Source organism: Roseinatronobacter sp. NSM (assembly GCF_052379845.1).
Lineage (GTDB): Bacteria > Pseudomonadota > Alphaproteobacteria > Rhodobacterales > Rhodobacteraceae > Roseinatronobacter.
In genome coordinates, this window is sequence record NZ_JBQTCF010000026.1 from 24,873 (window position 1) to 50,489 (window position 25,617).

General features: G+C 64.7%; 26 protein-coding genes and 1 tRNA gene. 18 read left to right on the top strand and 9 right to left on the bottom strand.

What is annotated here, in order from left to right; all coding sequences use genetic code 11:
* Positions 1-88 precede the first annotated feature (88 nt).
* Complete coding sequence (locus ACTZWY_RS14125) at positions 89-229, bottom strand: ribbon-helix-helix protein, CopG family (protein WP_444791351.1); 141 nt, start codon at positions 227-229, stop codon at positions 89-91.
* 149 nt (positions 230-378) lie between these two features.
* Here ACTZWY_RS14125 and ACTZWY_RS14130 point away from each other — a divergent pair, with 149 nt between their 5' ends.
* The 3 genes from ACTZWY_RS14130 to ACTZWY_RS14140 all read left to right on the top strand — a co-directional run bounded on the left by ACTZWY_RS14130 (position 379) and on the right by ACTZWY_RS14140 (position 3,621).
* Entirely contained in the window at positions 379-885 is a 507-nt protein-coding gene (locus tag ACTZWY_RS14130) for a hypothetical protein (RefSeq protein WP_444791352.1), read from the top strand.
* A gap of 72 nt (positions 886-957) precedes the next feature.
* Positions 958-1,503 (top strand): group I intron-associated PD-(D/E)XK endonuclease, encoded by a 546-nt coding sequence (locus ACTZWY_RS14135; RefSeq protein WP_444791353.1) that lies wholly within the window; start codon positions 958-960, stop codon positions 1,501-1,503.
* A gap of 81 nt (positions 1,504-1,584) precedes the next feature.
* Complete coding sequence (locus tag ACTZWY_RS14140; RefSeq protein ID WP_444791354.1) at positions 1,585-3,621, top strand: AAA family ATPase; 2,037 nt, start codon at positions 1,585-1,587, stop codon at positions 3,619-3,621.
* Positions 3,622-4,156: 535 nt separating this feature from the next.
* Here the strand turns inward: ACTZWY_RS14140 and ACTZWY_RS14145 are convergent.
* On the bottom strand, positions 4,157-5,917 hold the full coding sequence (locus tag ACTZWY_RS14145) for a hypothetical protein (protein ID WP_444791355.1): 1,761 nt from the start codon (positions 5,915-5,917) through the stop codon (positions 4,157-4,159).
* A 679-nt stretch (positions 5,918-6,596) separates the two neighbouring features.
* Here ACTZWY_RS14145 and ACTZWY_RS14150 point away from each other — a divergent pair.
* The 13 genes from ACTZWY_RS14150 (at position 6,597) to ACTZWY_RS14210 (ending at position 16,319) form a co-directional block, all read left to right on the top strand.
* The gene (locus ACTZWY_RS14150) at positions 6,597-7,892 is read left to right on the top strand and encodes a tyrosine-type recombinase/integrase (protein WP_444791356.1); all 1,296 of its coding nucleotides are present in this window, start codon (positions 6,597-6,599) and stop codon (positions 7,890-7,892) included.
* A gap of 173 nt (positions 7,893-8,065) precedes the next feature.
* Complete coding sequence (locus ACTZWY_RS14155) at positions 8,066-8,338, top strand: helix-turn-helix transcriptional regulator (RefSeq protein WP_444791357.1); 273 nt, start codon at positions 8,066-8,068, stop codon at positions 8,336-8,338.
* Positions 8,339-8,523: 185 nt separating this feature from the next.
* Complete coding sequence (locus ACTZWY_RS14160) at positions 8,524-10,863, top strand: phage/plasmid primase, P4 family (protein ID WP_444791358.1); 2,340 nt, start codon at positions 8,524-8,526, stop codon at positions 10,861-10,863.
* A gap of 502 nt (positions 10,864-11,365) precedes the next feature.
* Positions 11,366-11,578 (top strand): hypothetical protein, encoded by a 213-nt coding sequence (locus ACTZWY_RS14165; RefSeq protein ID WP_444791359.1) that lies wholly within the window; start codon positions 11,366-11,368, stop codon positions 11,576-11,578.
* Positions 11,575-12,027: a hypothetical protein gene (locus ACTZWY_RS14170; protein WP_444791360.1), complete on the top strand. Its 453-nt coding sequence runs from the start codon at positions 11,575-11,577 to the stop codon at positions 12,025-12,027. The genes ACTZWY_RS14165 and ACTZWY_RS14170 overlap by 4 nt, the downstream gene beginning before the upstream one ends.
* A 181-nt stretch (positions 12,028-12,208) precedes the next feature.
* The gene (locus ACTZWY_RS14175; RefSeq protein ID WP_444791361.1) at positions 12,209-12,460 is read left to right on the top strand and encodes a hypothetical protein; all 252 of its coding nucleotides are present in this window, start codon (positions 12,209-12,211) and stop codon (positions 12,458-12,460) included.
* Positions 12,457-13,068 (top strand): recombinase family protein, encoded by a 612-nt coding sequence (locus ACTZWY_RS14180; protein WP_444791362.1) that lies wholly within the window; start codon positions 12,457-12,459, stop codon positions 13,066-13,068. The genes ACTZWY_RS14175 and ACTZWY_RS14180 overlap by 4 nt, the downstream gene beginning before the upstream one ends.
* Entirely contained in the window at positions 13,065-13,589 is a 525-nt protein-coding gene (locus tag ACTZWY_RS14185) for a hypothetical protein (protein ID WP_444791363.1), read from the top strand. The genes ACTZWY_RS14180 and ACTZWY_RS14185 overlap by 4 nt, the downstream gene beginning before the upstream one ends.
* On the top strand, positions 13,589-13,858 hold the full coding sequence (locus tag ACTZWY_RS14190; protein ID WP_444791364.1) for a hypothetical protein: 270 nt from the start codon (positions 13,589-13,591) through the stop codon (positions 13,856-13,858). The genes ACTZWY_RS14185 and ACTZWY_RS14190 overlap by 1 nt, the downstream gene beginning before the upstream one ends.
* A gap of 117 nt (positions 13,859-13,975) precedes the next feature.
* A complete protein-coding gene (locus ACTZWY_RS14195; protein WP_444791365.1) occupies positions 13,976-14,689 on the top strand; it encodes a hypothetical protein in 714 nt (237 codons plus the stop codon).
* Position 14,690: 1 nt separating this feature from the next.
* Positions 14,691-14,951: a hypothetical protein gene (locus ACTZWY_RS14200; protein ID WP_444791366.1), complete on the top strand. Its 261-nt coding sequence runs from the start codon at positions 14,691-14,693 to the stop codon at positions 14,949-14,951.
* The gene (locus ACTZWY_RS14205; protein WP_444791367.1) at positions 14,948-15,322 is read left to right on the top strand and encodes a hypothetical protein; all 375 of its coding nucleotides are present in this window, start codon (positions 14,948-14,950) and stop codon (positions 15,320-15,322) included. Before ACTZWY_RS14200 ends, ACTZWY_RS14205 begins: the two co-directional genes overlap by 4 nt.
* Before the next feature lie 481 nt (positions 15,323-15,803).
* On the top strand, positions 15,804-16,319 hold the full coding sequence (locus tag ACTZWY_RS14210) for a hypothetical protein (RefSeq protein WP_444791368.1): 516 nt from the start codon (positions 15,804-15,806) through the stop codon (positions 16,317-16,319).
* On the opposite strand, the gene ACTZWY_RS14215 is transcribed toward ACTZWY_RS14210, so the two are convergent.
* Positions 16,316-16,513, bottom strand: a complete 198-nt coding sequence (locus tag ACTZWY_RS14215; RefSeq protein ID WP_444791369.1) for a hypothetical protein — start codon at positions 16,511-16,513, stop codon at positions 16,316-16,318. The genes ACTZWY_RS14210 and ACTZWY_RS14215 overlap by 4 nt on opposite strands.
* 179 nt (positions 16,514-16,692) lie before the next feature.
* Between ACTZWY_RS14215 and ACTZWY_RS14220 the strand changes: the two genes are divergently transcribed.
* On the top strand, positions 16,693-18,048 hold the full coding sequence (locus ACTZWY_RS14220) for a glycosyltransferase family 2 protein (protein WP_444791370.1): 1,356 nt from the start codon (positions 16,693-16,695) through the stop codon (positions 18,046-18,048).
* On the opposite strand, the gene ACTZWY_RS14225 is transcribed toward ACTZWY_RS14220, so the two are convergent.
* From ACTZWY_RS14225 to ACTZWY_RS14240, 4 genes are all read right to left on the bottom strand, one after another.
* The gene (locus ACTZWY_RS14225) at positions 18,017-19,138 is read right to left on the bottom strand and encodes a DNA cytosine methyltransferase (RefSeq protein ID WP_444791371.1); all 1,122 of its coding nucleotides are present in this window, start codon (positions 19,136-19,138) and stop codon (positions 18,017-18,019) included. The genes ACTZWY_RS14220 and ACTZWY_RS14225 overlap by 32 nt on opposite strands.
* Before the next feature lie 70 nt (positions 19,139-19,208).
* Entirely contained in the window at positions 19,209-20,234 is a 1,026-nt protein-coding gene (locus tag ACTZWY_RS14230) for a NotI family restriction endonuclease (RefSeq protein ID WP_444791372.1), read from the bottom strand.
* 180 nt (positions 20,235-20,414) lie between these two features.
* A tRNA-Asn gene (locus ACTZWY_RS14235) sits at positions 20,415-20,489 on the bottom strand.
* A gap of 57 nt (positions 20,490-20,546) precedes the next feature.
* Complete coding sequence (locus tag ACTZWY_RS14240; protein ID WP_444791373.1) at positions 20,547-21,437, bottom strand: MBL fold metallo-hydrolase; 891 nt, start codon at positions 21,435-21,437, stop codon at positions 20,547-20,549.
* Positions 21,438-21,617: 180 nt separating this feature from the next.
* On the opposite strand from ACTZWY_RS14240, the gene ACTZWY_RS14245 reads away from it, so the two are divergent.
* Positions 21,618-22,970 carry an ATP-binding protein gene (locus tag ACTZWY_RS14245; RefSeq protein WP_444791374.1) on the top strand — a complete coding sequence of 451 codons (1,353 nt, stop codon included), beginning with the start codon at positions 21,618-21,620 and terminating at the stop codon, positions 22,968-22,970.
* On the opposite strand, the gene ACTZWY_RS14250 is transcribed toward ACTZWY_RS14245, so the two are convergent.
* Together ACTZWY_RS14250 and ctaA are read right to left on the bottom strand one after the other, a co-directional pair.
* Positions 22,965-24,434 carry a carboxypeptidase M32 gene (locus ACTZWY_RS14250; protein WP_444791375.1) on the bottom strand — a complete coding sequence of 490 codons (1,470 nt, stop codon included), beginning with the start codon at positions 24,432-24,434 and terminating at the stop codon, positions 22,965-22,967. The two genes, ACTZWY_RS14245 and ACTZWY_RS14250, sit on opposite strands and share 6 nt — an antisense overlap.
* The gene (ctaA, locus tag ACTZWY_RS14255; RefSeq protein ID WP_444791376.1) at positions 24,431-25,585 is read right to left on the bottom strand and encodes a heme A synthase; all 1,155 of its coding nucleotides are present in this window, start codon (positions 25,583-25,585) and stop codon (positions 24,431-24,433) included. The genes ACTZWY_RS14250 and ctaA overlap by 4 nt, the downstream gene beginning before the upstream one ends.
* Positions 25,586-25,617: the final 32 nt, after the last annotated feature.

Below are 25,617 nucleotides of genomic sequence, written 5' to 3' on the forward strand. Positions count from 1 at the left end.
TCGGGAACGGGTGTTCGGGCAAGTCGTGGAAGAAGGGCCGTTGCCCTGGGGATAGGGACGAAGTCGAAGGAGCGTTTCCGGGGGAAACCTATTCAGTTTTCGGGTTTTCACCTGTTTCCAGTTTTTCCAGAAGAATGCGCCGGATCATCTCGGGCCTTGTGGGTATGTCTTTCTGTTCCCGGCGCAGATCGTCCAGCCAGTCTATCATTTCGCGAGGCAAGCGAACCATCACGCCTTCGGTGTCAGTTTTCGGTCTGCCAACTTTTTTCATCCGCCCCTCTTGTATTTTATTATTTTTGATACCAAGTATTGCGAGCCAAGGCAAGGGTTGCAGCCCTCGCCAAGGCTCTAACCACACGGACCTGTAAGGAGGCCCCCATGGCTGATGCCACTGATACCACGCCGTCGCGTGACCCGAAAGACTCCCCCACGAGCACAATCGTGCATGCGTTCCCCGCATTTCTGCGGCTGTTCCGGGCTGCGATTGATGCCGAGATGCTGATCGATCACAGCGATGTCGACCCGATGTCGCATCATTTCAGCAATGATCTGCGCCGTGCAGAAAACCTGCGGGAGCGGCTGATTGAGGGCTGCTTTGATATCCTCGAACACATTCCGGAAATCCCTGCAGACAAGGGGCTGATGCGCCTGGCTTTCCTCCTGAAAACCCTTTTTGACACCACGGATGATGATGACAAACAGCATGTGTTTGCCCGCGTTCGGGATCATCAGGATATCTTTCTCACCGACCCCTCGCATCACCGCATTTTCCGGATGCAGACGGAATTTTTCTCGGTCTTTTCAGACATGGCAGAGCTGCGGGAATTCGGTGGGCCGGGGCATGAGCCGCCCATGCTGGATTCGACGATGCCGATCCCGGCCTGATCCTGCGCAGTCCAAGTGACGGGGCCCGTCATGCGCCCCGTTTATCCCTCATTGCACATAGAAAGGCCGGCTATGGCCCATCAACTCTATTTTCCCGGACTTTGTCCGCCCGAGCCCGCCCCAGAAGCCTTTGAAGCTCGTGAAGCCTTGCGGGACTATCCCAAAATCGGCGGCAACGTGATGGCCCGCTTTGCAAAACAGCTTGGAACTGCGGGCGAATTGCTGTTCGACAGCACCATGATGCGGCTGGGCGAACGCACGATCCCGTGCAGCGAGCACGAGCCGTTTGATCGCATCCTTTGGCTGCCTGACGCTTTGGTGCGGGTTCAGATCAAGACGCGTCACGCCATCAGTGACGGGCAATATGTGTTCAATATCAAAAAGGGCTATCAGCGCGGGCCGACCGGCACCAAGCCTTATGACCCCGCCGATTTTGACCTGCTGGCCCTTGTGATCCTGCCCGAAAACGCGATCAAGTTCACCGCAGATTGGCGCAACACCCACCGCGTTGCGCTGTCCGAGATAGCCCGCTTGCGGGCCTCTCCCGGCGCCAGTTTGCGGCTTGCCCTTTCCGACCTCGGCTTGTCCGGAATCTGCGCCACGCCTGCGGCGATCTGATCCAGCCCGCTCTCAAAACACCGGAAAAACCTGCCCCCCGGGGACAGGACAGCCCCTTTTTGCCCAATGAAAGGCCACCCCATGCCCACCAAGACCACCCCTGAACTTCCCGGAATGACACTTGCAAAACGCTGCTTGCAGCCGACCGAACGCGACATCGATGACATCTTTGCGGATGTTCTCAACGGTTGCGATCCCGAAGATCCGGACACCGGAAACACCGGCAAACCCTCACCCGATCAGGCGCTCAATGCGCTTTTGATCCTGCGTCTGATGCACGCCCACGCCAGCATCGGCCAGCCTGCGATGCTGCCGCCCAAAGGGGCGCTGACCCTCATCGCGGCGGAGCGTTCGGAAGACCGCAAGCGGCTGGCTGTGTTGATCAAGGAGCTGAACGTCGAGTTGCTGACCGCGTCTGCGGATATCCGGCATCGGCTGAATGATCTGGAAATTCACACCCATCCTAAGCTTGGCGCATCACCGCTTGAATTGCGCCGGGTGGCTGAGGGCGTCGAGGACGGTATCATGCGCGGGCGGGCGGTGATTTACATTGTCGATCGCATGTCCGGAGTGTCTGCGCCCATGGCCTCTGCCGCCACGGCACAGCTGACGCTGCCATATGCCACGCCGGAAATGCTTTCTGCGATCTTGCAGCAAATCCACAAGGGAAAACGCCGGACAAAGCTGCCCGCAGGCGTCGATATCGGCGCAATGTCCGAATTGCGCCTTGCCCGTGTTTTCGCTGCCGACAGCATGGCTGCGGCCATCGAGGCGATCACGGAATTCGGCCTTCCGGACAAAACAAGACCCGGGATCACCCTTGATGATGTGCATGGGCAGCCCGTTGCGAAAGCGGCATTCCAGCAGCTTCTGGGTGATCTGAATGACTGGCGCAAGGGCAGTCTGGATTGGTCAGAAGTGACCTCATCCTTCATCTTTCACGGCCCGCCCGGAACCGGAAAAACGATGCTGGCCGAAGCCCTTTCGGGTTCTGCCGGGGTGAGCTTCATCCGGACCAGCTATTCGGATTGTCAAAAGGCCGGGCATCAAGGGGACATGCTGCGTGTGCTCACGGAAACCGTCGAAAAAGCGATCACCAATGCCCCCGCGATCCTGTTTATTGACGAGATCGACAGTTTCTACAGTCGGACTGGGGACACGCGTTTCTCTGGTTACATGACCGGCGTCGTCAACGGTCTGCTGACCCTTTTGGACCGCTTGAACAGCACGCCGGGCGTGATTGTCATTGGTGCCACGAACCATCTGTCGATGATCGACCCCGCGATCATCCGCCCCGGTCGGTTTGACTGCCACATCCGCATCGATCCGCTGGATCGAAGCGGCGTGATGACGATGATCGCCGCACAGATCCCGGACATCCTCAGTGGCGATGAGGCGCAAATGCTGGCGGATCAACTGATCGGGCAAACCGGTGCGACGGTCGCCGCGATGCTGCGGGATGCCCGGACAAAGGCCCGCCGCGACCGCATCCCCATGACTGCACGGCACATCTTCGACGCAGCAGAAGCCGTGGCGCCGGTGCCCGATCCTGACTTGCTGCGCAGGGTGGCGCTCCACGAAGCGGGGCATCTTCTCATGGGGCATTTGTCCGGATTTTCCACGCCGAAACGGGCCGCAATCCGTGGCCGGAGCGGCGAGATTCTGCGGGAAATGCCCGATGTTCTGACCCCCACGCTTGCGAACGGGATGCTCAATATCTACCTCGCCGGTCGCGTGACAGAAGCCATGTTTTTCGCGGAAATCTCGTCTGGTGCGGGCGGCACCGGCCGGGCGAGCGATCTGGCCTTGGCCACCGCGATGGCACTGCAGATCGAGCTGAATTTCGGCTTCGCAGATCGTCTGACATGGCACGATCCGACAATTCCGCCGAACCTGCACTCGCATGAAATCCGGATTGCTGTCGAGAAACGGCTGCAAGCGTCCGCCTCCGCAGTGCGGGCGGCACTGGCACCGCATGTGCGGGATTTGGAGCGGATCGCCCAAGCCCTCATGGACGAACGCGAACTCGACCGCGACCGCCTGTCCGAACTGCTTTCGGCGGTGGCAATTCCGGAAAACCTGGACAAGACAGACCACCCGCTGTCGCCCGCCGGGTGACCCTGAGGAGCACTCCGGACAATCCTGAAAAGAAAGGAAAATCCTGGAAAAACAGGGCCGAAGGCGATCCGATGCCCTCGGCCCAAAAGGACCAAACCCACAAAACCAAACCCCAAAAAAACCAAAAAAAACAAACGAACGATCTCGAACATGCGCCGCAAGGCGCCCCCGCTGCCCGCCGTCAGGCAAAAGGGCAGCGGGGCAAATAGGGCAAACCCAAAAACAGGGAAATCCCGAAAACCCTTGGCTCATCCCAAAATAAAAGGGCCGCTGGCACTCATCACGCAAAGCGCCAAAAGAACCAAAAAACCAAAAAAACCAAACCCCGCCGTCAGGCGCACCCCCACGCGGAACACGCGTGGGGGCCAAAAAGGATCACCCAGATCAATCTGGTCAGACCCGGAGATCGAGGCTCATCCCTTCAACACGGATTGCCCGGTTCCTTCAGGCTTGCCCAATGACCTCTTGAAAACCCAGATCACCGACCGGCCTTGCGAGAAGCCTGTGCTCCATTGAAGCGCAAGGCATTTCCCCATCAAAACACCCGCGGCAAGCGCTCGATTGCCGCGGCTTTGATCGACATCGGGGTTTCGTCCCGATATGTGGCGGTGTTCACCGAGGGTTTTTGAGGGCTGTCGTCATCGTCAGAGACATGCCCCAGCAAGTCCAGGCGAGTGACTTCGTGAACCCCATCAGCATGGATCAGCGTGTGGTTAACGTAATGCCGCAGGCTGTGCATACACAGATTGCGAGGGTTCCCGTCAAGCGCGAGATCCAGGCTTTTTCGCCATTCATAATCGATCGCCTCGCCGAATTTTTCAACCTTCAGCTCTTCTGGCGGGGGCAAGATACCATTGCGGGGCTTTGGAATGACATCGGGAAACAGGAATGTCTCGCCTCTTTTGCGCATCTTCTGCACATATTCCATCAGGCCCAACTCGATCAGATGGGAATGGACAGGCACGATCCGCGTCAGTTTCTCAAATGGCTCGGTCGCGTCCTTGTCTTCGCCTTTGATGCCTCGCCAATTGTGGACCTGGATCGTAATGGCGGGGATGCCGTCAACCTCACCGATGTCGCCCGGCAAAAGGCCCGCGATTTCCGCACGGCGGGCGCCTGTGTAACTTAGAATCAGCGGGATCCAGTAACGTCCATCTTTGTTCAGAACGTTACCGGGATTATGCCGTCGGCTGGCGCTGCCATGGCCCTGCCACAGGCTATGGCCGAAAAGGCGTTTCAATTCGGCAAAGGTGAAAACTCTGCGGCGCTTATGGGCCTTTCCCTTGCCCTTCGGTCGCAAGGATTTCACGTCAGGGTCAATGCCGATGGTGTGGCCTTCGGATTTTGCACGGGCAAGCATCAATTCCAGTGTCTTGATGTGACGTTTCACGGTTCCTGCCGCCAGCCCGATTTCCGACGGGGGCATGGCGCGGGCCATCTGTTTAACTTCCGCCAGCGAGCGGCTTTGATCGCGGCAGGACCGCAGGAAGGTCTTGGGAATTTCTTTCAACGCGTCGCCATACCGGCGCAGATGGAACTGTTCGAGCTGATCTATCGTCTGCACGCCCGTTACAAAACAGAACAGTCGCAAGTCGGCGGCCCGTTGCCGGGCGACAGCGGGGCTAAGTCGGTCCGTCATCGCCATGCGCCAGAAAATCCCTGCAATGTCACGGCCGTAATGCGTTGTCGCAGAGTGGTCTTGTGCCTCGGCCTGTTTGAATTGCACCATCAAGGCCCCGATCGTCAGCTGCCCTTCGATAAGCTCAACCCCGTCTGTGAGAGGTGGCAGGGTTTCCGCTGGCTTTTGGGGCTCCGAATGTGACGCTGCGGGCTGGGTGATTGCGGGCGCCACAGGTGCCACGGGGCGGTCCATGATTGCGGGATGCACCGTTGGCGCAGGGGTCTCCGCGACTGCCGGAACCGCAGGTGCCGCGGCATCTGTCGCAACAGCAGGGGGCGCAAGCGCCTGCATTGTCGTCGTCTGCACCGACAAAGCTGAATGCCGGGCCAGCAGGGTGGCCTCTCGCAACTGGGCGTGATGCTCCATGGATGTGACGGGAACATCCGCGATTTCCGCGAACTGGCGCAGCATGGCACTGCGCCCTTGAGGGGACATGATGTGCTGATATTCCGCATGATACAGCCCAAGTACCACTTCAAGCTGCTCGGGCGACCATGAAGGGTCAATGCGGTAGGGCGGAAATCGGGGTGTCAGCCCGTCTTCCAGCAAGACCGTCACGACGAATTTCTGCATCTCCTGACGCCACGGCGTGTCCGGTTGAACCCGGCCGGTCATGCGGGCCATCCGGCTCTGCCGGGTCATGTTGGCCAACGTCTGGCTCAAGCACACCTGCATATATCGCGCCACGAGGTCCTCGGGCAGCTCAGGGGTCAAAAGAACAAACGAGTCGAGCATTCGGTCAAACTCCACAACCAGACGCCCTGACCATATAAAGGCTGATTCGCGATCTGTCGTCCCCAGCGAGAGGGTCAAGGGTTTGAAATATGTGGACAACCCGGCAATCCGACGGCGGAAATAGAACCGCCCTGACCGGATCATCAGGTATTTTCCCAATCCTTGTGTCATCACAACACCCCATATGTTCGGGGCCGGATGCAGGGGAAAACCGAAGCTGCCGAGGTGTTTTTCAGGGGTTTGTGAGACGCCAGTGAAACGCCTGTGAAACTCCTGTGTAACAAACACAGCATGTTCGCCGAAACTAACCGGAGCTAATTTCGGAAACGCTGTCTTTTCAATGCCTTGAAGGCACAATGGCTCCGGCGGTAGGGATCGAACCTACGACCAATTGATTAACAGTTCTTAGGGCTAGACGGCTGGCGGACGGCTAAGCTAGGCTATGCCAAGCAAAAACAACGGCTTGAGACGCACGCCCACCCCCTTAGACGGCTCCGCACAGGTAATCGGGACGCCCCTGAGCCTTACGCGAGCCTTACGCCAGACCGGAGGCACACACATGACCGACCTGCCCAAGAAGGCCCGCCTGACAGACGCGATGGCCGCCAAGTTCCCCTTCCTCGCCTCGGGCCAGAAGCTGGTGGCCGATGCCGACCAGCCGGGCCTCTACCTCAAGGTGGGCAAGACCGCCAAGAGCTGGGTGGTGCAGACTGAGGTGCGCACCCTTGACGACCGGATGCGGAAGGTGCGCAAGACAGTGCGCCGCGCCTTCGCCTCCTTCCCGGAGGTCAGCGTCAAGGACGCCCGCGCCGCCGCCAAGGGCGAGCTGGCCGCAATCCTCGCGGGCGAGGGGCTGTCCAAGGCCCCCTCGGGCGTCACCCTCGGGCAGGCTTGGGGCCTATACCGCGCCCACCTTGAGCGCACGGGCCGGAGCCCGGCGACAATCTACAGCTACCGCAACGCAGTGGAGGCGGACCACCTCTTGGGCATCTGGCGCGACACGCCACTGGCAGACCTTGCGACCGCAGAGGGCGCGGCCCGGGTTGCGGCCCGGCACGACGCAATCACGGCGGGCGAGACACACCCCAAACACGGCGGCAGCTACGCCGCCAACGGCGCGATGCGCACGCTGCGCGTGATCTACAACTTCGCCCTTGAACGCGGCCACGTCCGCCCGGACCCGGACGGCTGGACACCGACACGCCAAGTCACCTTCAACCGCGAGGAGGCCCGGGACAGCGCCATGTCGCGGCTGGACCTGCCCGGCTGGTGGGCAGCCTATCAGGGGATGGAGAACCGGGTGCGCGCGGAGTTCCAGCTATTCCTGCTGCTGTCGGGCAGCCGGGCCGGGGCCATCGCAACCGCCCGGTGGGAACACGTTGACGTGGCCGGGCGGCGGCTGCACGTCCCGACGCCCAAAGGCGGCAAGGCCCGGGCCTACGACATCCCCCTGACGCGCCCGATGCTGGCCTGCCTCGCCCGGGCGCGGCGCGCGGGCCGGATGTATCAGCCCGCCCTGTCACGCGAATGGGTGTTCCCCGGGGACCCGTCCAAGTCCAAGCGGGGCGAGTTCGCCGGGCACATGTCGCTGTTCGCCACCACCGAGGCCACGCTGCCGTGCAGCGGGCATGGGTTGAGGCACACATACCGGAACGCCTGTGTCTGGGCCGGGGTGGAGGAGAACCTGTCCAAGAAGCTCATGAACCACAGCCAGCGCGGCGATGTGCACTCCGGCACCTACGGCTCCCGCGAGGGCCTGTGGCCGGACCTGATGGATGCACAGGCGCGGATCAGCCGCACGATCATGGAGCTGGCCCGGCAACAAGAACCTAAGGCTAGACGCACGGCGGCATAAGCCGGTATAGTCCCATCACTGACATTGTTAACCGGCGGGCCTCGGCACAACGGTCGCTATCAATCCCCAGGAGGGGAGCCTGCCCCCGGGCAGGTGCGGCTAGGCCCCATGTCGCGGACGCTAAGGACCAGCCGCGAGCCTCTTGAAGCCCCCACCGGGGGCCGGAGGCTCAGATGGACGACCCCGTTGCATTCGCAAAGCTCGTGGCGAGGGAGCTGGCCGATGGCTATGCTGCTGGCCGATACGCACCACCCCCTGAATACCTGAACACGGCCCACGCCGCCGCCTACCTCGGGCTGACGCCCGGGGGGATGGAGACGATGCGCAAGGAGGGCCGTGGCCCTGCCTTCATCCGTGCCTCGGGCAAGCTGGTCCGCTACCGCGTGGCAGACCTCAACGACTGGATGGCACAGCACCGTGTCGAGCCGGGCGAGGTGTCGGAATGAGCGGGGGAGAGGGGGAACGCCCCCCGCTGGGGACGGGGGGCGCAGGAGAGGACCGGGCAGGTCATCAGAACATCATCGGGGATAGTATAGCCCCGGATGCCGCCGGAGCCGACCAAAATTCCTTGGGGCCTGACGCGGATGCGATCCGCAAGGCGCTGCGCTACCTGCACCCGGAGGGGCGCTGGATGGTCAACGCCAAAGTTGGCAAGGGGATGCCCGGCCACATCGGCGCGGACCTCGCCGCCGCCGTCCAGTGGGCTGTCGGGAAGAACGGCGGGGGCAACAACACCTACACACCCCCGGCCCGGCTGCGGCCTGAATACACGGAGCCCAAGAAGGCGAGGGACGCGGACGTGGCGGGCTCGCGCTGGCTCTGGGCGGACCTTGACCCCGACAAGCAGGACAAGGGCAAGCCGTTCGCGGAGCGGAGGGCAGCGTGTCTGGCGCGGCTGACCACTGAGCTCCCGGCGGACGTGCCCGCGCCCAGCGCCATCGTGGACAGCGGGGGCGGATACTGGGGCCTGTGGCAGCTTGACGAGGAGGTGGAGGCCGCACGGCTTAAGCCGATGCTGGAGTGGCTTGAGAGGCGGCTCGGGGGGGACAGCGTGAGCGACCCGTCCCGGATCATGCGGCTGCCCGGCACGGTCAACTGGCCCGATGAGGGCAAGCGCGCCGCCGGTCAGGTCCCGGCTCTGGCGAAGTTCGTCACCCAGACTGGCGTCAGGCACCCGGTCAGCGCGTTCGGGACTGAGGGCGGGGAACACGTCCCCGCCGCGCCCGCAGCCGTGGCGTGGGACAACCTGCCGCGCTTCGAGAGCCCCAGCGCCATCCCCCGCCTGTCTGACCGCATCCGCGCCGTGGTCGCCAACGGCGACGATGACGACAAGCCCTACAAGTCCCGGTCAGAGGCCGTGTTTGCGGTCATGTGTGAGATGGTGCGGGCGGGCTACACCGACAGCGAGATTGCCGGGGTGGTCACGGACCCGTCCTTTGAGGTGAGTGCCCACTTCTATGACCCCAAGGGGCGGAAGCTCCGGCCCGATGAACGCCGGATGACGGCCAAGGTCAGGAAGGCGGTTCAGGGTCAGATCGGCAGGGCACGCGCTCGGGTGGCCGCTGACGGTGACGGCGATGGGGGCGGCGGGCTGATCCTCACCGGGGGCGAGTATGACTGGGCCATCGCCTTCCGCCGGGAGAGCCCGAACCTGATCCACCACCTCGGGGAGTTCCTTGACTGGGACGGCGCGGCCTACGTTGTCCTGAGTGACGCCGCCGTGAGGGCTCGGGCGTGGGCTTGGCTCCACAGCCGCAAGAGGCAGAAGGACCCCGACACCGCGCCCGTGCCGTTCACGCCCACGGCGAAGCAGGTGGGCGGCTTCATGGACGCCCTCAAGGGCCTGACCTTCCGCGACCTCACGCCGCCCTGCTGGCTGGACGGGCGGGCCGGACCCGACCCGCTTGAGCTGGTGCCGACGCGCTCGGGCCTGCTGCACCTGCCCACGGGGGAGCTGATGCCTGCCACGCCCGCGCTGTTCACGCGCAATGCGCTGGACTTCGCCTATGACCCCGCCGCGCCGGAGCCGGAGCGGTGGATCAGGTTCTTGGGCGAGGTCTGGCCCGACGACGACGACCCGGACTGCATCACCACGTTGCAGGAGTTCATGGGCTACCTGCTGACCCCCGACACGCGGCTGCAGAAGGCCGCGATGATGGTTGGCCCGCCCGCCTCGGGCAAGGGGACGATCCTCAAGATGATGATGCATCTGGTGGGCGTCGGCAACACGACCTCGCCCACCATGAACAGCCTCAGCAGCAGCAGGTTCGGCATGGCCCCGCTGCTCAACAAGACGCTGATGACCGTCTCAGACATGCGCATTGGCCCGAGGACCGACCTTGCGGCGCTTGAGGAGAACCTGTTGCGCATCGCGGGCGAGGACCTCATCTCCACCGACCGCAAGAACAGGGACGCCGTGGAGGTGCGGTTGACGGTGCGCATGGCCATCGCCACCAACGAGCTGCCGCGCTTCGCGGACGTGTCAGGTGCCATCGCCCGCCGCATGATCACGCTGACCCAGAGGCAGTCCTTCAGGGACAACCCCGACACCGAGCTTGAGGAGAAGCTCACGCGCGAGCTGCCCGGCATCCTCAACTGGGCCATGGAGGGCTGGCGGCGGGTGCAGGCCAACAAGAAGATCAAGGAACCCCAGAGCAGCCGTGACGCCGCGCGGGACCTCGTGGACCTCGCCTCCCCGGTGCCTGAGTTTGTCGATGCGTGCTGCGTCCTGGGCTCCGGCTTTGAGGTGGACAAGGTCGAGCTGTTCAGCGCGTTCCGGTCTTGGTTCCACGACAGGTTCGGGGATGAGTGGCGGTCTGGTGACGTGCACTTCTTCCGGGCGCTGGGCAACCTCCAGATCGGGGTGAAGCCCAAGCGCGGCCAGCGAGAGGGCGAGCGCGTGCCGATGGTCACGGGCATCCGGCTGAACGACTGGTGGTCCAAGGGGCGGATCGGGGGGCGGGCCGTGTGAGCGTCTGGGTAGGCGTCGGGGTAGCGTCGGGGTAAGCGTCGGGGTAGCGGGCCGAGAAAAATGTTCGGCGTCAGAGTGTTATCGGCCCGCGTCGGGGTAAGTCTGGGTAGCCCCGCGTCTACCTTCTCCCCCTACCCGTAGGAGCCCGCTCCCCCTGCCCAGAGGGGGAGCCTCCCCCCCCCTTACACCCCCTATAGGCTCTTAGTTCGGGAGTTACCCAGACTTACCCCGACGCCTACCAGTAAGGGTTTGAGATTGAAAGAATAATCCGATTTCCTACCCCGACGCTTACCCCGACGCTTACCCCGACGCGCAGCGTTACCCCGACGCGCAGCGCGGGAGCCCGCGCCCCTCTTGGGCAGGATGCCACCGCATCCCGTGCTCTGCGCCGCAAGAAAAGGGGACCCCAACGGAAACCGGCAGCGCGCCAAGGGACCGGGCGGGACCGGCCCGCCGGGGCGCGGTATCCTCTGGGCATGACCGCAGAAATGGAGGAATGACGATGGCAGACGACAACTCACACGCAAACGCAGAGGCAATCCGCGCTGACATGCGCGCCGCCTTGCCCAACGGTTCCGGGAACGACCTTCACGCCGCCGCCTTCATGGTGTCGCTCGCCATACTCCGGGCGGGTGACCGGGTGGCAGCCGAGCTGGCCGTCATCTCCGATGAGCTTGAGCGGGCGCGGCTGTCGGAGACGGGGGCAGGCCAATGAGCAGAAAAGTGAGGACCAGCAGCCGTGCAGCAGCGGTTGTGAAGACCATGTTGGAGTTGGGGGTGGTGCCGCGCCGCTACATGACGTCATCAATCAGCGAGCAGGCAGGCCGGAGCCGGACTGCCTTCACGTCAGCCCACGACCTACTCCCTTGGGCAGCACGGCTGGGGTTGGAGGTGCGCCCGCATGATGCGGTCGAGCTTGGCAGGTATCTCCGCCTGATCGTCGGGTATCCGGGGGACTGGGACAACCCGCCGGGATACTATCCGTCAGACCCTGATGCGGTCGCACTGCGACCGTTGCCGGAGGCGCGCGGGCGATGGATGGACGCCACAGAAGGGCGGCATGACTTCCCGGATGACGGTCTGACTTGGAAGCTGGATGACGGCAGCGCGCCGGGAGACCAGTGGCGGGCGCGGCGGGCAAAGCAGTTCGGGATCGTTACCTGACCCCCACCCGGTAAAGGTTATCCCCGCCGACAGCCCGAGCAGCCAGCGCCGCTGGGCTCCGCCGCCGCCCCTCCGGCCACACCCGCAACCGTTCGGTTTACGGGTAGACTTGCAGCCAGCGTTCACGGTATGTTCCGGCACTTGGGGCTCAACCCAAGGTTGCAGAAATGGAGCACCACCGATGACCGACCTCATCCGCATCCCCCGGGCCTTCTACATCGACCATCAGGAGCGCGACCTGCCCACCCCGGGCGTCGTGCGCTCCACCAAGCACCACCTGTTCGTCCGGGCCGATGACCCGGCCATATGGGAGTTGCTCAACGACGCTGAGCACTATGCGGGTGGCGGGGTGGACGTGGCCTGCTGCGGCATCGGCCTCGTCAGCAGCGCCCAAGCGACGGCCCGCGCCCTCAAGAAGGGGCTGGCAACATGACCGCCCGCCGTGTCGCCCTCTACATGCGGGTTTCAACGACCGCACAGGACCTCGCCCCGCAGCGCCTCCGCCTCAAGGAGGTGGCAGAGCGCGCGGGCTGGGAGGTAGTCCAGGAGTATGTGGAGACCATCTCCGGGGCCAAGTCCTCGCGCCCCGAGCTGGACAGGATGATGGCTGACGCCCGGCGGCGGCGCTTCGACATGGTTGCCGCCGTGGACGTGTCGCGCCTCGGGCGCAGCCTCGCGGGGCTCGCGGCCCTGTTCGAGGAGTTCCGCCAGATCGGCTGCGACCTCTACCTTGACCGCGAGGCCGTGGACACCTCTACGCCCGCTGGCCGCGCCCTCTTGGGCATGGCGTCCGTGTTCGCCGCATTCGAGCGCGACATGACCATTGAGCGCACCAAGGCCGGGATGGCAGCGGCCCGCGCCCGGGGAAAGCGCATCGGCAGGCCCCCGGCATCCGACGCGGTGGTGGCGTCCATCCGCGCCCTGCGCGCGAAGGGGATGGCCATGGACAAGATTTCAAAGGAGCTGCGCTGCGGGAAGTCTCTCAGCATGAGGGTCTGTCAGGAGTTTGACCGCGAGCGACAACAGGAGGAACACGCATGACCGACCACATCCTAGCCCGGCTGGTCCCGCCCGAGCCGGGGCGCACCGGGCGCTCACACTGGCGGGTGGAGCCCGAGGGGCTGCTTGTCGTGCAGGAGCTTGCGGGACGCGGTTGCCACGTCACCACGATTGCGTCTGTCTTGGGCATGTCCATCGACGCCTTCCGGGACTGCCGCAAGCGCCAGCCCGAGGTGGATGACGCCTACCAGAGGGGGCTCGCCAAGGAACACGACCAGCTTGTCGGGAACCTGCGCACCCTCGCTGACGCGGGCAACGTGGTCGCCAACCTGTTCTTGTTGAAGGCGCGTCACGGCTATCGGGAGGGTGAGAGCGCCCAAGTGCAGGTGAACGTGGACACCGGCGGGGTGCTTCTGGCCCCGCCGAAGATGAGCCTTGAGCAGTTCTTGGAGGAGCGGCGCGCGGCGGGGGCCTATGAGGGTCCCCGCCCGGACACGGTGGAGCGGGTGCCCGGCCAGACCATTGAGGGCGTCGTGGACCCCGAGACCCGGCGGGGCGACTGATGGAGGACCGGGCCACCGTCTACGCGAACGCGGCGGGGCTGCTGGCCCGCTTGGGGTATGCCGCGCGCATGGAGCCCGGCCACCGGGTGGCGTGGGAGCCCCGGCCCGTCACCGCCCTCGTGACCGACGCGCCGCCCGTTGTCGTGGGCTATGCCGTGGCGATGGTGGCGGAGGACCCCGAGCAACACCTGCCCGAGGCCAGCGCCAAGGTGGGCCGGGCCGCGCCGGGCAAGGCCGGGGACCCGCAGACCGCTTGGTGGGCGGACTGAACAACAAGTAATATCAATCGCTTGAGCCATCCCGCCGCGGTATCCTCGCCCGCAGGATTGGCCGCCCAGCGGAGGGCGCAAGCACACTGGCGGCCCCAAGCACAGGAGCCTTGCCAGATGAACCAACCCGCCCCCGACAACCACTCCCCACTCCCGCCGCCGGGCAAGCTGATTGCCACGGCTGAGGTCATCTCCCTTGCCGAACACGCCGCCAAGCGGGCTGAGAAGCTCGGGACCGTGATCGCAGGGCTTGAGGCTGGCATCGCCAAGCGTGGCGAGGAGGCAGCCGCATCCGCCGCCGCCGCTGGCTTCGCGCCCGAGGACCAGCAGTCCGCCGCGCGCAAGGTCGCGGCCAAGGCCCGTGCCGAGGTGGTCACGAACAGCGAGGACGCCCGCTGGGGCTACATCCGCGAGGTGAACGCCGCCGCTGAGTCCGTGGCCCTGACCGCCGCCCTGTTCGCATCGCCGCAGGCCGTGCTCGCCCGGGCCGGTCTGGGCACCCCCGAGCGCACCCACTACCAGACCCAGCTTGAGGGCTCCGGCATCGTCCAGATCAAGAACATGGCGGCGCTGGCCGTGGCGACCAACAACAAGGTCCTCGGGGCCGCCATCATGGCGGTGCTGGACCGGATGCCCCGGCGTGAGCGGCCCATCTCCACGGCGGAGCTGGCCGAGCGCCTCGTGGGCGAGGAGACCCGGCAGGTGCAGGACGCCATCACCCGGATCAAGCTGGCGGCGCAGTCCGCCATCAACATCAACCGCGAGTTCACTGCCGGCAAGGTCCGGCCCCTTGACCGGGTGAAGCTCGCACTCAACAAGAAGGAGGCCTGACATGGCCCTGTTCCTCGTGACCCGCCCGCGCGGCGCTGAGCACCTGCGCAACCCGCAGGGCGTCCATGCCGCCCTCGTTGACGCGGCCAGCCCCGCCGCCGCCATCACCGCCGCGAACGCCCTGACGCCGCACCTCAACACGCCCTTCGACGGCTTCGACACCACGCAGGTCGCGGCCACGGCGGCGGGCGGCTTCGCCCCCTGCGTGTTCGAGGGCGATGCCTTGGGCACGTCCTACACCGGCCCGGGGCGCGGCAAGTGACCCCGGGGGAAGTCCGGGACCGGGCCATCATCGAGGGCATGGCCCTCGTGTTCCCGCCCGCGCTCCTGCTGGCCCGTGACGCGCTCTTGCTCTGGGCCAAGGACCACGAGCCGGACGGCTGGCCCACCGTGCCCGCCGTCATCCGGTTCGCCGCTGCCCACGAGGTGAGCGCGCAGGAGCTGGGCGCGCTGGTGGGCATCATCTCGTTCCGCCTGACCCCGCGCGGGAAGGTGGTCTGGGCCGACAGCCAGCGCCGCCCCGAGGTGGTCGTGCGCACCCCGCCGGACAGGCTCTCGCGCCGCGTCCTCCGGGCCTACGGCTGCTTTGTCGCCACCGCGTCCCGGGTTGAGGCCGCGCGCCACGTCCACTGACCCGGAAACCGGTCGGTTACAGACCGGCCCGGACCCCAACAAGCGAACCCCGTCCCCGCTGGGGGCGCGGGCTCCACCTCCCGGCCCCCCTTCCCGGGTGAGCAACGGAAAGCCCGCCTCCCGCAAGCCTCCGCCCTCCCGCCTGACTGGTGTGGGCCGGTATCCTCTGGGCATGGACGGTGTCATCTACCTCTTTGTCAGCCCATCGGGGCGCGCCTATGCCGGGTGGCACGGTTGCGACCCATCTGCGGTCCCCCGGCGCGGGACCGGCCCCCTGCCCACGGCGGCGCGATACACCGGCTCCGGCACGGTCTGGGAGAACGTCAAGAGGAAGCACGGCCCGGACCTGCGCTGGGTCATCCTCCGGCGGATTACGGGTGCAACCCGCGCCGATGTTGACGCGGTGGAGCGCCGGGCCATCCGGCTGGTGCGGGCCGTCTTTGGGCCTCGGTGCGTGAATGTCCTGTCTGGGGGGCAGGGGATGACCAGCGATGAGGCGCGGGCGCTGGCACACCATCTCTGGTCTGATCCCGCCTTTGTAGTGCGCACGACCGCCGCCAATAGGCGGGCCGCACTCTGCCCCGCACGTTGCGGCAAGATTAGCGCCAGCATGAAGGCCCTCGCCCAGACGCCTGACGGGCACGGGCACCTGCTTCGCGCCCGTGCTGCGTCGAAGGTCCCGGAGGCTCGGGCGAAGAACAGCGCTGCCCTCAAGGCCCTCGCCCAGACGCCTGAAGGCAAGGCCCGCAAGAGCGCCACCGCCAAGGAGGTCAACGCCCGTCCCGAGGTCCGCGCCAAACACAGCACCAATGGCAAGGCCCGGGTCCAGACGCCGGAGGGCGCGGCGGCTCTCGCCCGAGCCCGCGAAGTGGGCCAGCGCAAGCGCCGCGCCCGTAAGGCGCTTGCGCCGTTCCTGCATCCGCCGCTGTGGGACACCTCCGGCCTGACCGTCTGTCTTGCGCCGCCCGGCTCCCCCTTGGCCATCACCACACCCTAGAAGAACGCCCGCCGCCCGCCGGGCATGGGCTCCCACCGCGTCCCCGCCAGCAGGTCCGCCACCACCTCGGGCGGCGCATCGGTCACGACCGCATCAACTGCGATCCCACCCCACCGCCAAGCCCGGACCCGGGCCAGCTCCGCCGCGTGGCCCATCATCCCGAGCGCCTCGCGGGCGCGCACAAGCTCCATCATCTCCGCCATCCAATCCTGACTGTTGCTGTCGGGATATACCGCCAGAGCCGTTAGCGCGCTGTTAAGACCTCCGCCAAGCCACTGTTGTGTAATGGAAATTTCTGCTGTCAGGGCGGGGATAAGTCTCGACTGACTGTGGAGCGGGCGGCTAGACCGGGGATAGAAATGGAGAACAATCCATGAACGTCATCCCCCTGTTCCGGTCCCGCCGGGCCGATGCCCTGCGCGCCGCCGCCCGCTGGGCCGCAGTGTCCGTCCCGGGGCACCTGTCCGCCCGGGGCCTCGCGGTCCCCACCGCCGCCGTGCTGCTGCTCCCGCTGGCCGTCCTGCTGCCGCTCGTGCTGCCCTGGGCGTCTGTGTGGCTCGCGCCCCTGTTCCTCCTCGCGGCGGCGCTCCGGCTCGCGGCGCTGGTGAACCTCGCCCTGCCCAAGGCACCCGAGCCCCCGCCACTGGCCGACGCGGACCTGCCGTCGCTGACTGTGCTCCTCCCGCTCTACCGCGAGGCGGCGGTGGTGCCGGACCTCGTGGCCGCAATGGGGCGGCTGGACTATCCCCGCCACCTTGTCGAGTTCGTGGTGCTGCTTGAGGCTGACGACCCGGAGACGCCGACCGCCGCCGCCCGGGCCGCGCCACCCTCGGGCTGGCGCATCGTCACCTGTCCGCCGGGGGAGCCCAAGACCAAGCCCCGGGCGGTGAACATCGGCCTCGCCCTGACCTCGGGCGAGGTTGTCGTGATCTATGACGGGGAGGACCGGCCCGAGCCTGACCAAGCGCGCCGCGCCGTGGCGGCGCTCCTCGCGGACCCGCGCCGTGCGGTGGTGCAGTGCGCCCTTGCGGCGGACCACGGCGGGCCGTGGTTCACGCGCTGCTGGGCCAGCGAATACAATGTGCTGTTCGGGGCCATCCTGCCGGTGCTGTCCCGCCTCGGGCTGCCCTTCCTCTTGGGCGGCACCTCGCAGTTCATCCGCCGGGACGCCCTCATGGCGGCGGGGGCCTATTGCGCGCATAACGTCACCGAGGACGCGGACCTTGGGGTGCGGCTCGCCCGCCTCGGGTGGACCTCCGCTGCCATCCCGAGCGTGACGTGGGAGGAGGCTCCGGTGACGCTGCGCGCCTTCCTCCAACAGCGCCGCCGGTGGATCGCAGGCCACATCATCACGGCGCTGGTCCACCTCCGCCGCCCGGCCCAGACTTGGCGCGACCTCGGGCCAGCCGGGAGCCTCGCCCTGCTGGCGCAGCTCCCCGCCGCGACTGCCTCAACCGCCGCGCACCCCCTCGGGCTCGCGCTCCTGCTGGGCGGGGACGCCACCGGCTGGCTGGGGCTGCTCCTCGGGCTGGGGTATGCCGCCGCCCTGTCCCTCTACTGGGCGAGGGGCGGGAGCGTGTTCCTGCTGCCAGCCTTCTGGCTCCTACAGACCGCCGCGCTCGCGCTCGCGCTCCATGACGTGGTGAGGCAGCCCTGCCGGTGGTTCAAGACCGCCCACGGCGTGGCGGAGCGCAGGGCTATGCCGCCGCCTGACTCTTCTGTCGGATGAGCCGCATCAGGTGGTCGCCAATCGCCTTGCCCAAGAGGGGCGGGACCGCGTTGCCCACCTGCACATATTGGTCTGTCTTGGAGCCTGAAAACTCAAACCAGTCGGGGAAGGCTTGCAGCCGCGCCGCCTCGCGCACCGATATGGCGCGGTCCTGTTCCGGGTGGATGTAGGCCCCCCAGTGGATGTCGCACTTGGTCAGGACGGTGCAGGAGAGCCCGTCCCACGTCATGCGCCCGTATCGCTTGGTGTGGTCCGACCTCTTGGCCCGCTTCATCCCCTCGGGCAGCAGGTCATGCGGAATGTCGCGCCAGCTCCCGCCGGGCGGGATGAAGGGCAGCCGGTCCATGTTCACCTTGCCCAGCCTCGGGGCCGCGTGGTTGCCCACGGTGGTCGCGTTCCCGCGCATCAGGCGCTGGTATGGGGTGGGCTCGCCATCGGCGTAGGGGACGCGGCCCGGGTCCTCCCCGTTGTCGAGCGGGGGCAGGTCCCCGATGGCGTCCTTGATCGTCGTGAAGGGCTCGCCCCGGCCCGGCCCGTGCGTGGGCTCCGGGTGCGAGATGGGCGCACCGACGCGGTTGCCGATGAACACGACCCGCCGCCGCTCCTGCGGCACCCCGTAGTCCTCTGCGCGCAGCACCGCGTCCTCCACGGCATACCCGAGGGCCGCAAACTCCGCCTTGATCGCCCGGACGGCTTCCCCGTTTGCGATGGAGTAGATGCCGGTGACGTTCTCCATCACGATCCACTCCGGCCGCAGTCCATCGACAATGCGCAGGTATTGCTTGAACAGCGAGGCCCGGGCGTCGTGCATCCCGCGCTGGTGGTTGTAGACCGAATAGGCCTGACAGGGCGGGCCACCGACCAGCACCGAAAGCTCGCCCCGGCGCAGCCCCGTGACCTCCATCAGCCGCTCAACGGAGAGCTCCTCAATCGGGCCGGGGATAAACTTGGCGCGGGGGTGGGTCTGCTCGAATGTCCGCCCGGCGGCTTCGAACATGTCGTTGCCAGCCAGCACGGTGAAACCCGCCATCTCAAGCCCGGCGGACAGTCCGCCAGCCCCACAAAACAAGTCAATCGCCGTGTATGTCATCCTGACCGCCCGCTGTCTTTGTTCTCATTTTGTCCCAGATTTACCTTACAAAGGCTTAACTGGGCAACGCCTAATTCTGGACCTTCGCCCTGATGCGATCCTCAAACGCGCCCTGCGACACCGGAACGCCGCCCGTGAGCCCGAGGGTCGCGCTCTCAAGCGTGGTGTAAAACTCCTCCACGACCTCAAGCCGGAAGGGCTCGCCCGGCGCGGCCTGTTTGAAGTCCACGAGGAACCAGACAATGTCCGCATTCGAGAGGTGGGGGACGCGCTCCATCTTGCCCATGGAGTAGAAGAACGGCGCGTCCACCACCACGGCCATCTTCTTGCCCCAGCGCCGGAGGGTGGGCACCTTGGTCAGGAGCTGCGGCATCAGCCGCTTGACCCCGCTGCTGCGGTAGTCCGGGCGGCGCTTCTCTTGGGCCATCGACAGCTTGCCCTGCGTCAGCTTGAGGTGGTCAAACTCAATGCTCATCTTCTTGCCGGAGAAGTAGACCGCCTGCACCTCAACCGCGACCCACTCCATCTGGCCCCCGTCCGGCCCGTTGGACTTCACGAGGATCATGTCTATGCGGCCCACGTCCTCGCCCGGGTCACTGTCGAGGTTGCCGGTTGATTCGAGGAAGCCCACCTCACCGGCCCGCAGCGGCGCGGGGTCAGACAGGAGGCTCTCACCGATCTTGTCGAAGGCGGTGCCGTCCTGATGGAAGCGCCAAGGGCACAGGGCGCGCAGCCGTCCCCGCTCCCCGTCTATGGGCTCAATGGTCCCGGCCTCCTCGCGGTAGATGCGGATGGAGCACACGCCGCCGGGCTTGGTGCAGGTCGGGTGCGGGCTGTCGGTGCGGAACGGGCAGGGCAGCTCCTCCGCCTGCTGGCGCGTGAGCTTGTCGCGCAGGACGTTGAGCCTGTCGGCCTCCTTGGGCTTGAGCGTGCCAAGGGCCGCCATCTCCTCAAGCGCAACCATCCGGGCCAGCTCCGCCTTCGACATGGCCGCGCCGCCCACGTTGTGACCGGCCAGCTTCACCCGGTCCCAATCGCCAAGGTCCTTGAAGGGGTGCCCATACCACTCCGCTATGTGAAACCGCTCTTCTGCCACTGATGCCCCCGTCTTTTGGGCTCCAATGGACAATTTCCACCACATATAGTCAATGATTCAGTGGGTCCGGGCTGACGGCTCGGGCGCGCGTCCTGACCCGCGCCGCCGCACCGAGCCTTACGCGGGCCTTACTTCGCGTAAGGCTCGCGGCTCGGGAGTGTAGCTAAGTATCTGATTTTATGGCTCCGGCGGTAGGGATCGAACCTACGACCAATTGATTAACAGTCAACTGCTCTACCGCTGAGCTACGCCGGAACACACCGCCCCTATAGCAACCGTTTTCGGGGACGTCCAGACCCAAATGACACAAAATCACCCGGCTTTGTCTGCAAGGGTATACTGCGCATCCGGGGCGGGGGAGGGGGTTGCGATGAGCTGTCCGCTTTCCCACAGGTTTATCAGATGTGCGTGCACGTTTCGCGCTGCGGCAGCATGCAGTCCGGGCGCCACGTTTGCGTAGATATGCGCCACCAGATCGGGGATTGTGCAGGCCCCGCCAGCAAGTTGGGCCAGTATGGCAGCTTCACGTTGGTGCCTGTGATCGCGCAGCGCGCGCAGCCGTGTGGCTGGTGCATCAATTGGCGCCCCGTGCCCGGGGTGCAAGCGCCGTGCGTTCAGCGCTTCGATTTTGTCCAGTGATCGCATATAGGCCCCCAGATCGCCATCAGGCGGGGACACAAGCGATGTGGTCCAGTCCAGCACATGATCACCGCTAAACACGGCCCCGCGCCATTCAAAACACATGTGATTCGCCATATGGCCGGGTGTCCAGATGGCGCGCAGGGTCTCGGACCCGAAAGCAATTATTTCGCCATCTGCAAGGCGTTGGTCTGGTTTGAAATTGTGGTCCACACCCTCGCCGCCACCTGAAATGCCGTCTTTGGCAAGGCGTGACATAAGCGCGGAACGCCCGGCCTGACTGTCGCCGAATGCCATGACAGGGGCGCCTGTGCGCTGTGCAAGCACCCGCGCAAGGGGGGAGTGGTCCATGTGGCTATGGGTCACCACAATGCATTCGACATGGTCGCCCTGGTCCAAGGCGTGCATGATTGCGTGCAGATGGGCGTCGTCTTGTGGGCCGGGGTCGAGTATGCACACCGCACCACGTCCCAGAATATAGGTATTGGTCCCCGTGCCAGTCATCGGGGACGGGTTGGGTGCGCGGATCAGGCGTAGATCGGGTTCAGGCAAGAGAACGGTCATAAGGCAAACGTTATGAACACTGGCGCTGAAACGTCAATCTTGACCTTGCCCGCACGCGTCATGGTGCTGCCAACGGGGCTGCAGGTTGTACCGCGCGCCACCATCGCCGTTCTTTTGGGGGCGATTGGACCATCGAAAAAGCCTATCACATTTTCCTTGAACTGCTTTAGGGTGCCACAGATGTGGAGCAGCTTTCTTAAACGTTTTTTGCCGCGCAGTTTTTATGGCCGCGCAATCTTGATCCTGATCGTTCCGATCATCGTGATCCAGATTGTGCTGTCAATTGTGTTCGTGCAACGCCATTATGAACGTGTCACTGCCCAAATGACCGAAAACACCTTGCGCGATATCCGGTTTGTCACCGATCAGCTTGACGCCAGCCCCGACCCGGCCGCAGCGTTGGACAGGCTGGCAGATCTGGCTGCGGCGATGCAGATCACCGTCACCATCCTGCCCGCCCCGGTCGTGGACCCGCCGCAGGACAGGCGCGACTGGACCGATCTGGCCGGACGCGAGATTATTCGCGTCTTGCGCCAGAATTTGGCAAACTATCGCAGCGTTGATCTGATGTCGGTGTCCAATGTCGTGATCTTGACCATGGACAGTTCCCATGGCCCGCTGGAGGTGACGATCCCCCGCCGGTTGGTGACGACATCGAACCCCCATCAGTTGTTGGTGATCGTGTTTCTTGCATCGGCAGTCATGGCGTTGATTGCGTTTCAGTTCCTGCGATTGCAGATTCGCCCCATTCGCAGGCTTGGTCTGGCGGCCGAAGCCTATGGGCGCGGCCGCACAGTGCCGTTTCGTGCGGCAGGCGCAAAAGAGATTCGCGCCGCCAGTCTGGCCTTTATCGACATGCGCAACCGGATTGACCGCCAGAATACCCAACGCAAGCTTATGCTGTCGGGCGTCAGCCATGACATGCGCACCCCCCTGACGCGCATGCGTCTTATTCTGTCCATGATGGACCAGACCGAAGACACCGCAGCCCTGTCCACCGAAGTTGCCGATCTGGAAGGATTGCTGAACGGATTTCTGGAATATTCGCGCGGTGTCGCCCCTGATGAGGCGAAAACCCCTGTTGATGCGGTGGTGCTGGCCTTGGATCTGCTGGAGAAATACGCGGCGACAGGGCACAGCAATATCAGTTTCAGCGCGGACCGGCAGAACGTGCCACGCGTGCCGTTGCACAAGGGGTTAATGGAACGTGCCTTGGACAATCTGCTGTCCAATGCCCTGCGCCATGCCGATAAGGTGCATGTCAATATTTCTGTATGGGATGGGGCATGGCTTGACATCAGCGTAGATGATAATGGCCCCGGCATTGCCGAACTGGACCGCCCCCGTGCAACAGAACCCTTTGTGCGGCTGGACGACGCGCGCAACCGCGATCAGGGCGGCGGTGTTGGCCTTGGGCTGGCAATTGTTTCGGAAGCGATGCGCGCGCATGAAGGCAGGCTGCTTCTGGAAGACAGCCCGCGTCTGGGTGGATTGCGGGCTGTCATGCGCCTGCCGCTGGACCCCGCGTTATAGCTTGTACAGCGCGCGGAACTTCGTTTCCAGATACTCCAGCAGCGGCCCTTCGTCGGGGGCAAAACCGCAGGCGTGGGTTATGGTGTCCACAGGCGGGCGCAAGGCCCCGTGGCGTTGCACCCGCGCGCGAAGCCAGTCGGTGGCGGGCCGGGCATCGCCGGCGGCAAGGTTTTCTTGCAGGTCGGGAATGTCGCCCTGCATGGCCTTGAACAGGCACCCTGCATAGATATTGCCCAAGGCGTAGGTCGGGAAATAGCCAAACAACCCCACAGCCCAATGCACATCTTGCAATACGCCGTGTGACGGGCGGTCCACCGCATAGCCGAAATCTGCTGCAAACCGCGTGTTCCACGCCTCTTGCAGGTCGGCGGCGTCCAGTTGTCCGCGGATCAGCGCGCGTTCCAGATCGAAACGCAGCATGATATGCAGGTTATATTGCACTTCATCCGCTTCGGTGCGGATAAAGCCCGTGTTCATGCGGTTGACAGCGGCATAGAACCCCTCTGCATCGACCACGGACAGCGCGCCGAATTCCTGCTGCATGGCCGCAAACAGCCAGCCCGTGAAGGCGCGCGACCGGCCAAGCTGGTTTTCATATATCCGGCTTTGGCTTTCATGCACGCCCATGGACACGCCTTGTCCGATAGGGCTTAGGGCATAGCTGCGGTCCACCCCTTGTTCATAGGCGGCATGGCCCACTTCATGCAGGGTGGAATACAGGCAGTTAAACGGATCATCGACGGCCACGCGCGTGGTAATGCGCACATCATCGCCCGACCCGGATGAAAACGGATGCACCGCCAGATCAATACGCCCGCGTGTGAAATCATAGCCAAAATGTTCCGCCACGCGCCGCGACAGGCGCAATTGCGCATCTTGCGGGAAGTGGCCCTTCAGGGCAGGGGGCGTGTCTGCGCCAAGGATGGCTTCGCGCAGCGCCACCAGACGCGGGCGCATCCGGTCGAAAATTGCGGCCACGGCATCGGAATTGGTGCCGGGTTCATAATCTTCCATCAGCGCATCATAGGGGTCGCCCCCTTCTGCGATGGCCTGCCCTTCCTCGCGGCGCAGGGCGATCATCTGGTTCAGCCATGGCAGGAAACTGGCGACATCTTCATTATGGCGCGCGGCTTCCCACGCGTCCTGTGCCAGCGGGGTAATGCGCGCCAGTTCAGACGCCAGCCGCGCGGGCACTTTGGTATTGCGCGCGTAAGCGCGGCGCAGCTCGCGCAGGCAGGCAGCGCCCATCTCGTCAGGGGCTTGGGCTGCGTTCAGCCAGTCGCCAAGGCGCGGGTCGGTGCGCCTTGCGTGCAGCACATCTTCCAGCGCGGCCATTTCTTCGGATCGTTGTGTATTGGACCCGCGCGGCATGACGGTTTGCTGGTCCCAGCCCAGACGGCCCGCAACCTGCGCCAGCGCTTCGGTTGTGCGGGCATGCGCCATCAGGTGTTCATAGGCGGTCATGCGGTGGTTCCTTTCGGGCTGCGCAAACTGTCAAAGCGGGGAAATTGTGCCAGATGTCGGGCGCGGATAATCAACACCCACAGCAGCACGGCCGTAGCCTGATGGGCAATACCCAGTTGCCACGGCGCAGCATGCAACACTGTGACGATGCCCAGCACAATCTGCGCCAGCATCACGACAAACATTGCATTGAAGGCCGCGCGCGTGGACGCATGCACGGATTTGCGCCCCCGCAGCCAGACCACAACCGCGAAGGCCGCCAGACAATAGCCCGCCATACGGTGGATGAACTGGGTTGTCGCGGGGTTTTCAAAGAAATTGACCCAGAGGGGCTGCATGGCCAGCAGTTCCGGCGGAATGAACACGCCATTCATCAAGGGCCAGTCAGTATACCCGCGTCCTGCATCAATACCCGCGACCAGCGCGCCCAGCAGGATTTGCAGGAAGGCAAAATGCATCAACCCGGTGGACATGGAAAACAGTTTCGCTTCGCGCGACCGGCGCGCTGTCATCAATTCTGCATCAGTGCGGTTCAGCAAGAACGCATACCACGCGATCAGCCCAAGGATGACGAAGGCAAGCCCCAGATGCGTGGCCAGCCGGTAGGACGCCACTGCGACCATGCCTTCGGTCAGCCCCGATGCCACCATCCACCAGCCAATCGCGCCTTGCACCCCGCCAAGCGCGCCAAGTGCCAGCAGGCGCGACGTCCAGCCTGCAGGGATGCGCGATGTCAGCCAGAAAAACACGAATCCCAAGCCCCAAACCAGCCCGATCATACGGCCCAGTTGGCGGTGGCCCCATTCCCACCAGTAGATGACCTTGAATTCATCCAGCGTCATGCCGCGATTGAGCAGTTGATATTGGTCAATCTGGCGGTATTTATCGAATTCCTGTGCCCAGATTTCGGCACTCATAGGCGGGATTGCGCCAGTAACAGGGCGCCATTCAGTGATGGATAGCCCGCTATCGGTCAACCGCGTCATGCCGCCCACAACGATCATCACACAGACCAGCGCAAACAGCGACATCAGCCATAGCCGTATGGCCCCGCGCGCGCCCTTGGGGCGGCGGTCGATGACCCCGCCTGTGGGCGCGGTTTGCGGGCGCGATGTGGCGACATCTTCGAATATGGGGCGTTTGCTGGCCATCTGGCCCTCCTTTGTGGTCGCGCTGCAAGCTA

What these genes read in the sequence shown, in the direction of transcription:
- ACTZWY_RS14225 (WP_444791371.1), bottom strand. Translation starts at nt 19,138, where the DNA reads ATGACATACACGGCGATTGACTTGTTTTGTGGGGCTGGCGGACTGTCC.
- ACTZWY_RS14155 (WP_444791357.1), top strand. Translation starts at nt 8,066, where the DNA reads ATGGACGACCCCGTTGCATTCGCAAAGCTCGTGGCGAGGGAGCTGGCC.
- ACTZWY_RS14240 (WP_444791373.1), bottom strand. Translation starts at nt 21,437, where the DNA reads ATGACCGTTCTCTTGCCTGAACCCGATCTACGCCTGATCCGCGCACCC.
- ACTZWY_RS14245 (WP_444791374.1), top strand. Translation starts at nt 21,618, where the DNA reads ATGTGGAGCAGCTTTCTTAAACGTTTTTTGCCGCGCAGTTTTTATGGC.
- ACTZWY_RS14150 (WP_444791356.1), top strand. Translation starts at nt 6,597, where the DNA reads ATGACCGACCTGCCCAAGAAGGCCCGCCTGACAGACGCGATGGCCGCC.
- ACTZWY_RS14200 (WP_444791366.1), top strand. Translation starts at nt 14,691, where the DNA reads ATGGCCCTGTTCCTCGTGACCCGCCCGCGCGGCGCTGAGCACCTGCGC.
- ACTZWY_RS14195 (WP_444791365.1), top strand. Translation starts at nt 13,976, where the DNA reads ATGAACCAACCCGCCCCCGACAACCACTCCCCACTCCCGCCGCCGGGC.
- ACTZWY_RS14170 (WP_444791360.1), top strand. Translation starts at nt 11,575, where the DNA reads ATGAGCAGAAAAGTGAGGACCAGCAGCCGTGCAGCAGCGGTTGTGAAG.
- ACTZWY_RS14210 (WP_444791368.1), top strand. Translation starts at nt 15,804, where the DNA reads ATGACCAGCGATGAGGCGCGGGCGCTGGCACACCATCTCTGGTCTGAT.
- ACTZWY_RS14145 (WP_444791355.1), bottom strand. Translation starts at nt 5,917, where the DNA reads ATGACCGGCCGGGTTCAACCGGACACGCCGTGGCGTCAGGAGATGCAG.
- ACTZWY_RS14185 (WP_444791363.1), top strand. Translation starts at nt 13,065, where the DNA reads ATGACCGACCACATCCTAGCCCGGCTGGTCCCGCCCGAGCCGGGGCGC.
- ACTZWY_RS14130 (WP_444791352.1), top strand. Translation starts at nt 379, where the DNA reads ATGGCTGATGCCACTGATACCACGCCGTCGCGTGACCCGAAAGACTCC.
- ACTZWY_RS14215 (WP_444791369.1), bottom strand. Translation starts at nt 16,513, where the DNA reads ATGATGGAGCTTGTGCGCGCCCGCGAGGCGCTCGGGATGATGGGCCAC.
- ACTZWY_RS14250 (WP_444791375.1), bottom strand. Translation starts at nt 24,434, where the DNA reads ATGACCGCCTATGAACACCTGATGGCGCATGCCCGCACAACCGAAGCG.
- ACTZWY_RS14125 (WP_444791351.1), bottom strand. Translation starts at nt 229, where the DNA reads ATGGTTCGCTTGCCTCGCGAAATGATAGACTGGCTGGACGATCTGCGC.
- ctaA (WP_444791376.1), bottom strand. Translation starts at nt 25,585, where the DNA reads ATGGCCAGCAAACGCCCCATATTCGAAGATGTCGCCACATCGCGCCCG.
- ACTZWY_RS14135 (WP_444791353.1), top strand. Translation starts at nt 958, where the DNA reads ATGGCCCATCAACTCTATTTTCCCGGACTTTGTCCGCCCGAGCCCGCC.
- ACTZWY_RS14180 (WP_444791362.1), top strand. Translation starts at nt 12,457, where the DNA reads ATGACCGCCCGCCGTGTCGCCCTCTACATGCGGGTTTCAACGACCGCA.
- ACTZWY_RS14160 (WP_444791358.1), top strand. Translation starts at nt 8,524, where the DNA reads ATGGTCAACGCCAAAGTTGGCAAGGGGATGCCCGGCCACATCGGCGCG.
- ACTZWY_RS14175 (WP_444791361.1), top strand. Translation starts at nt 12,209, where the DNA reads ATGACCGACCTCATCCGCATCCCCCGGGCCTTCTACATCGACCATCAG.
- ACTZWY_RS14165 (WP_444791359.1), top strand. Translation starts at nt 11,366, where the DNA reads ATGGCAGACGACAACTCACACGCAAACGCAGAGGCAATCCGCGCTGAC.
- ACTZWY_RS14140 (WP_444791354.1), top strand. Translation starts at nt 1,585, where the DNA reads ATGCCCACCAAGACCACCCCTGAACTTCCCGGAATGACACTTGCAAAA.
- ACTZWY_RS14190 (WP_444791364.1), top strand. Translation starts at nt 13,589, where the DNA reads ATGGAGGACCGGGCCACCGTCTACGCGAACGCGGCGGGGCTGCTGGCC.
- ACTZWY_RS14220 (WP_444791370.1), top strand. Translation starts at nt 16,693, where the DNA reads ATGAACGTCATCCCCCTGTTCCGGTCCCGCCGGGCCGATGCCCTGCGC.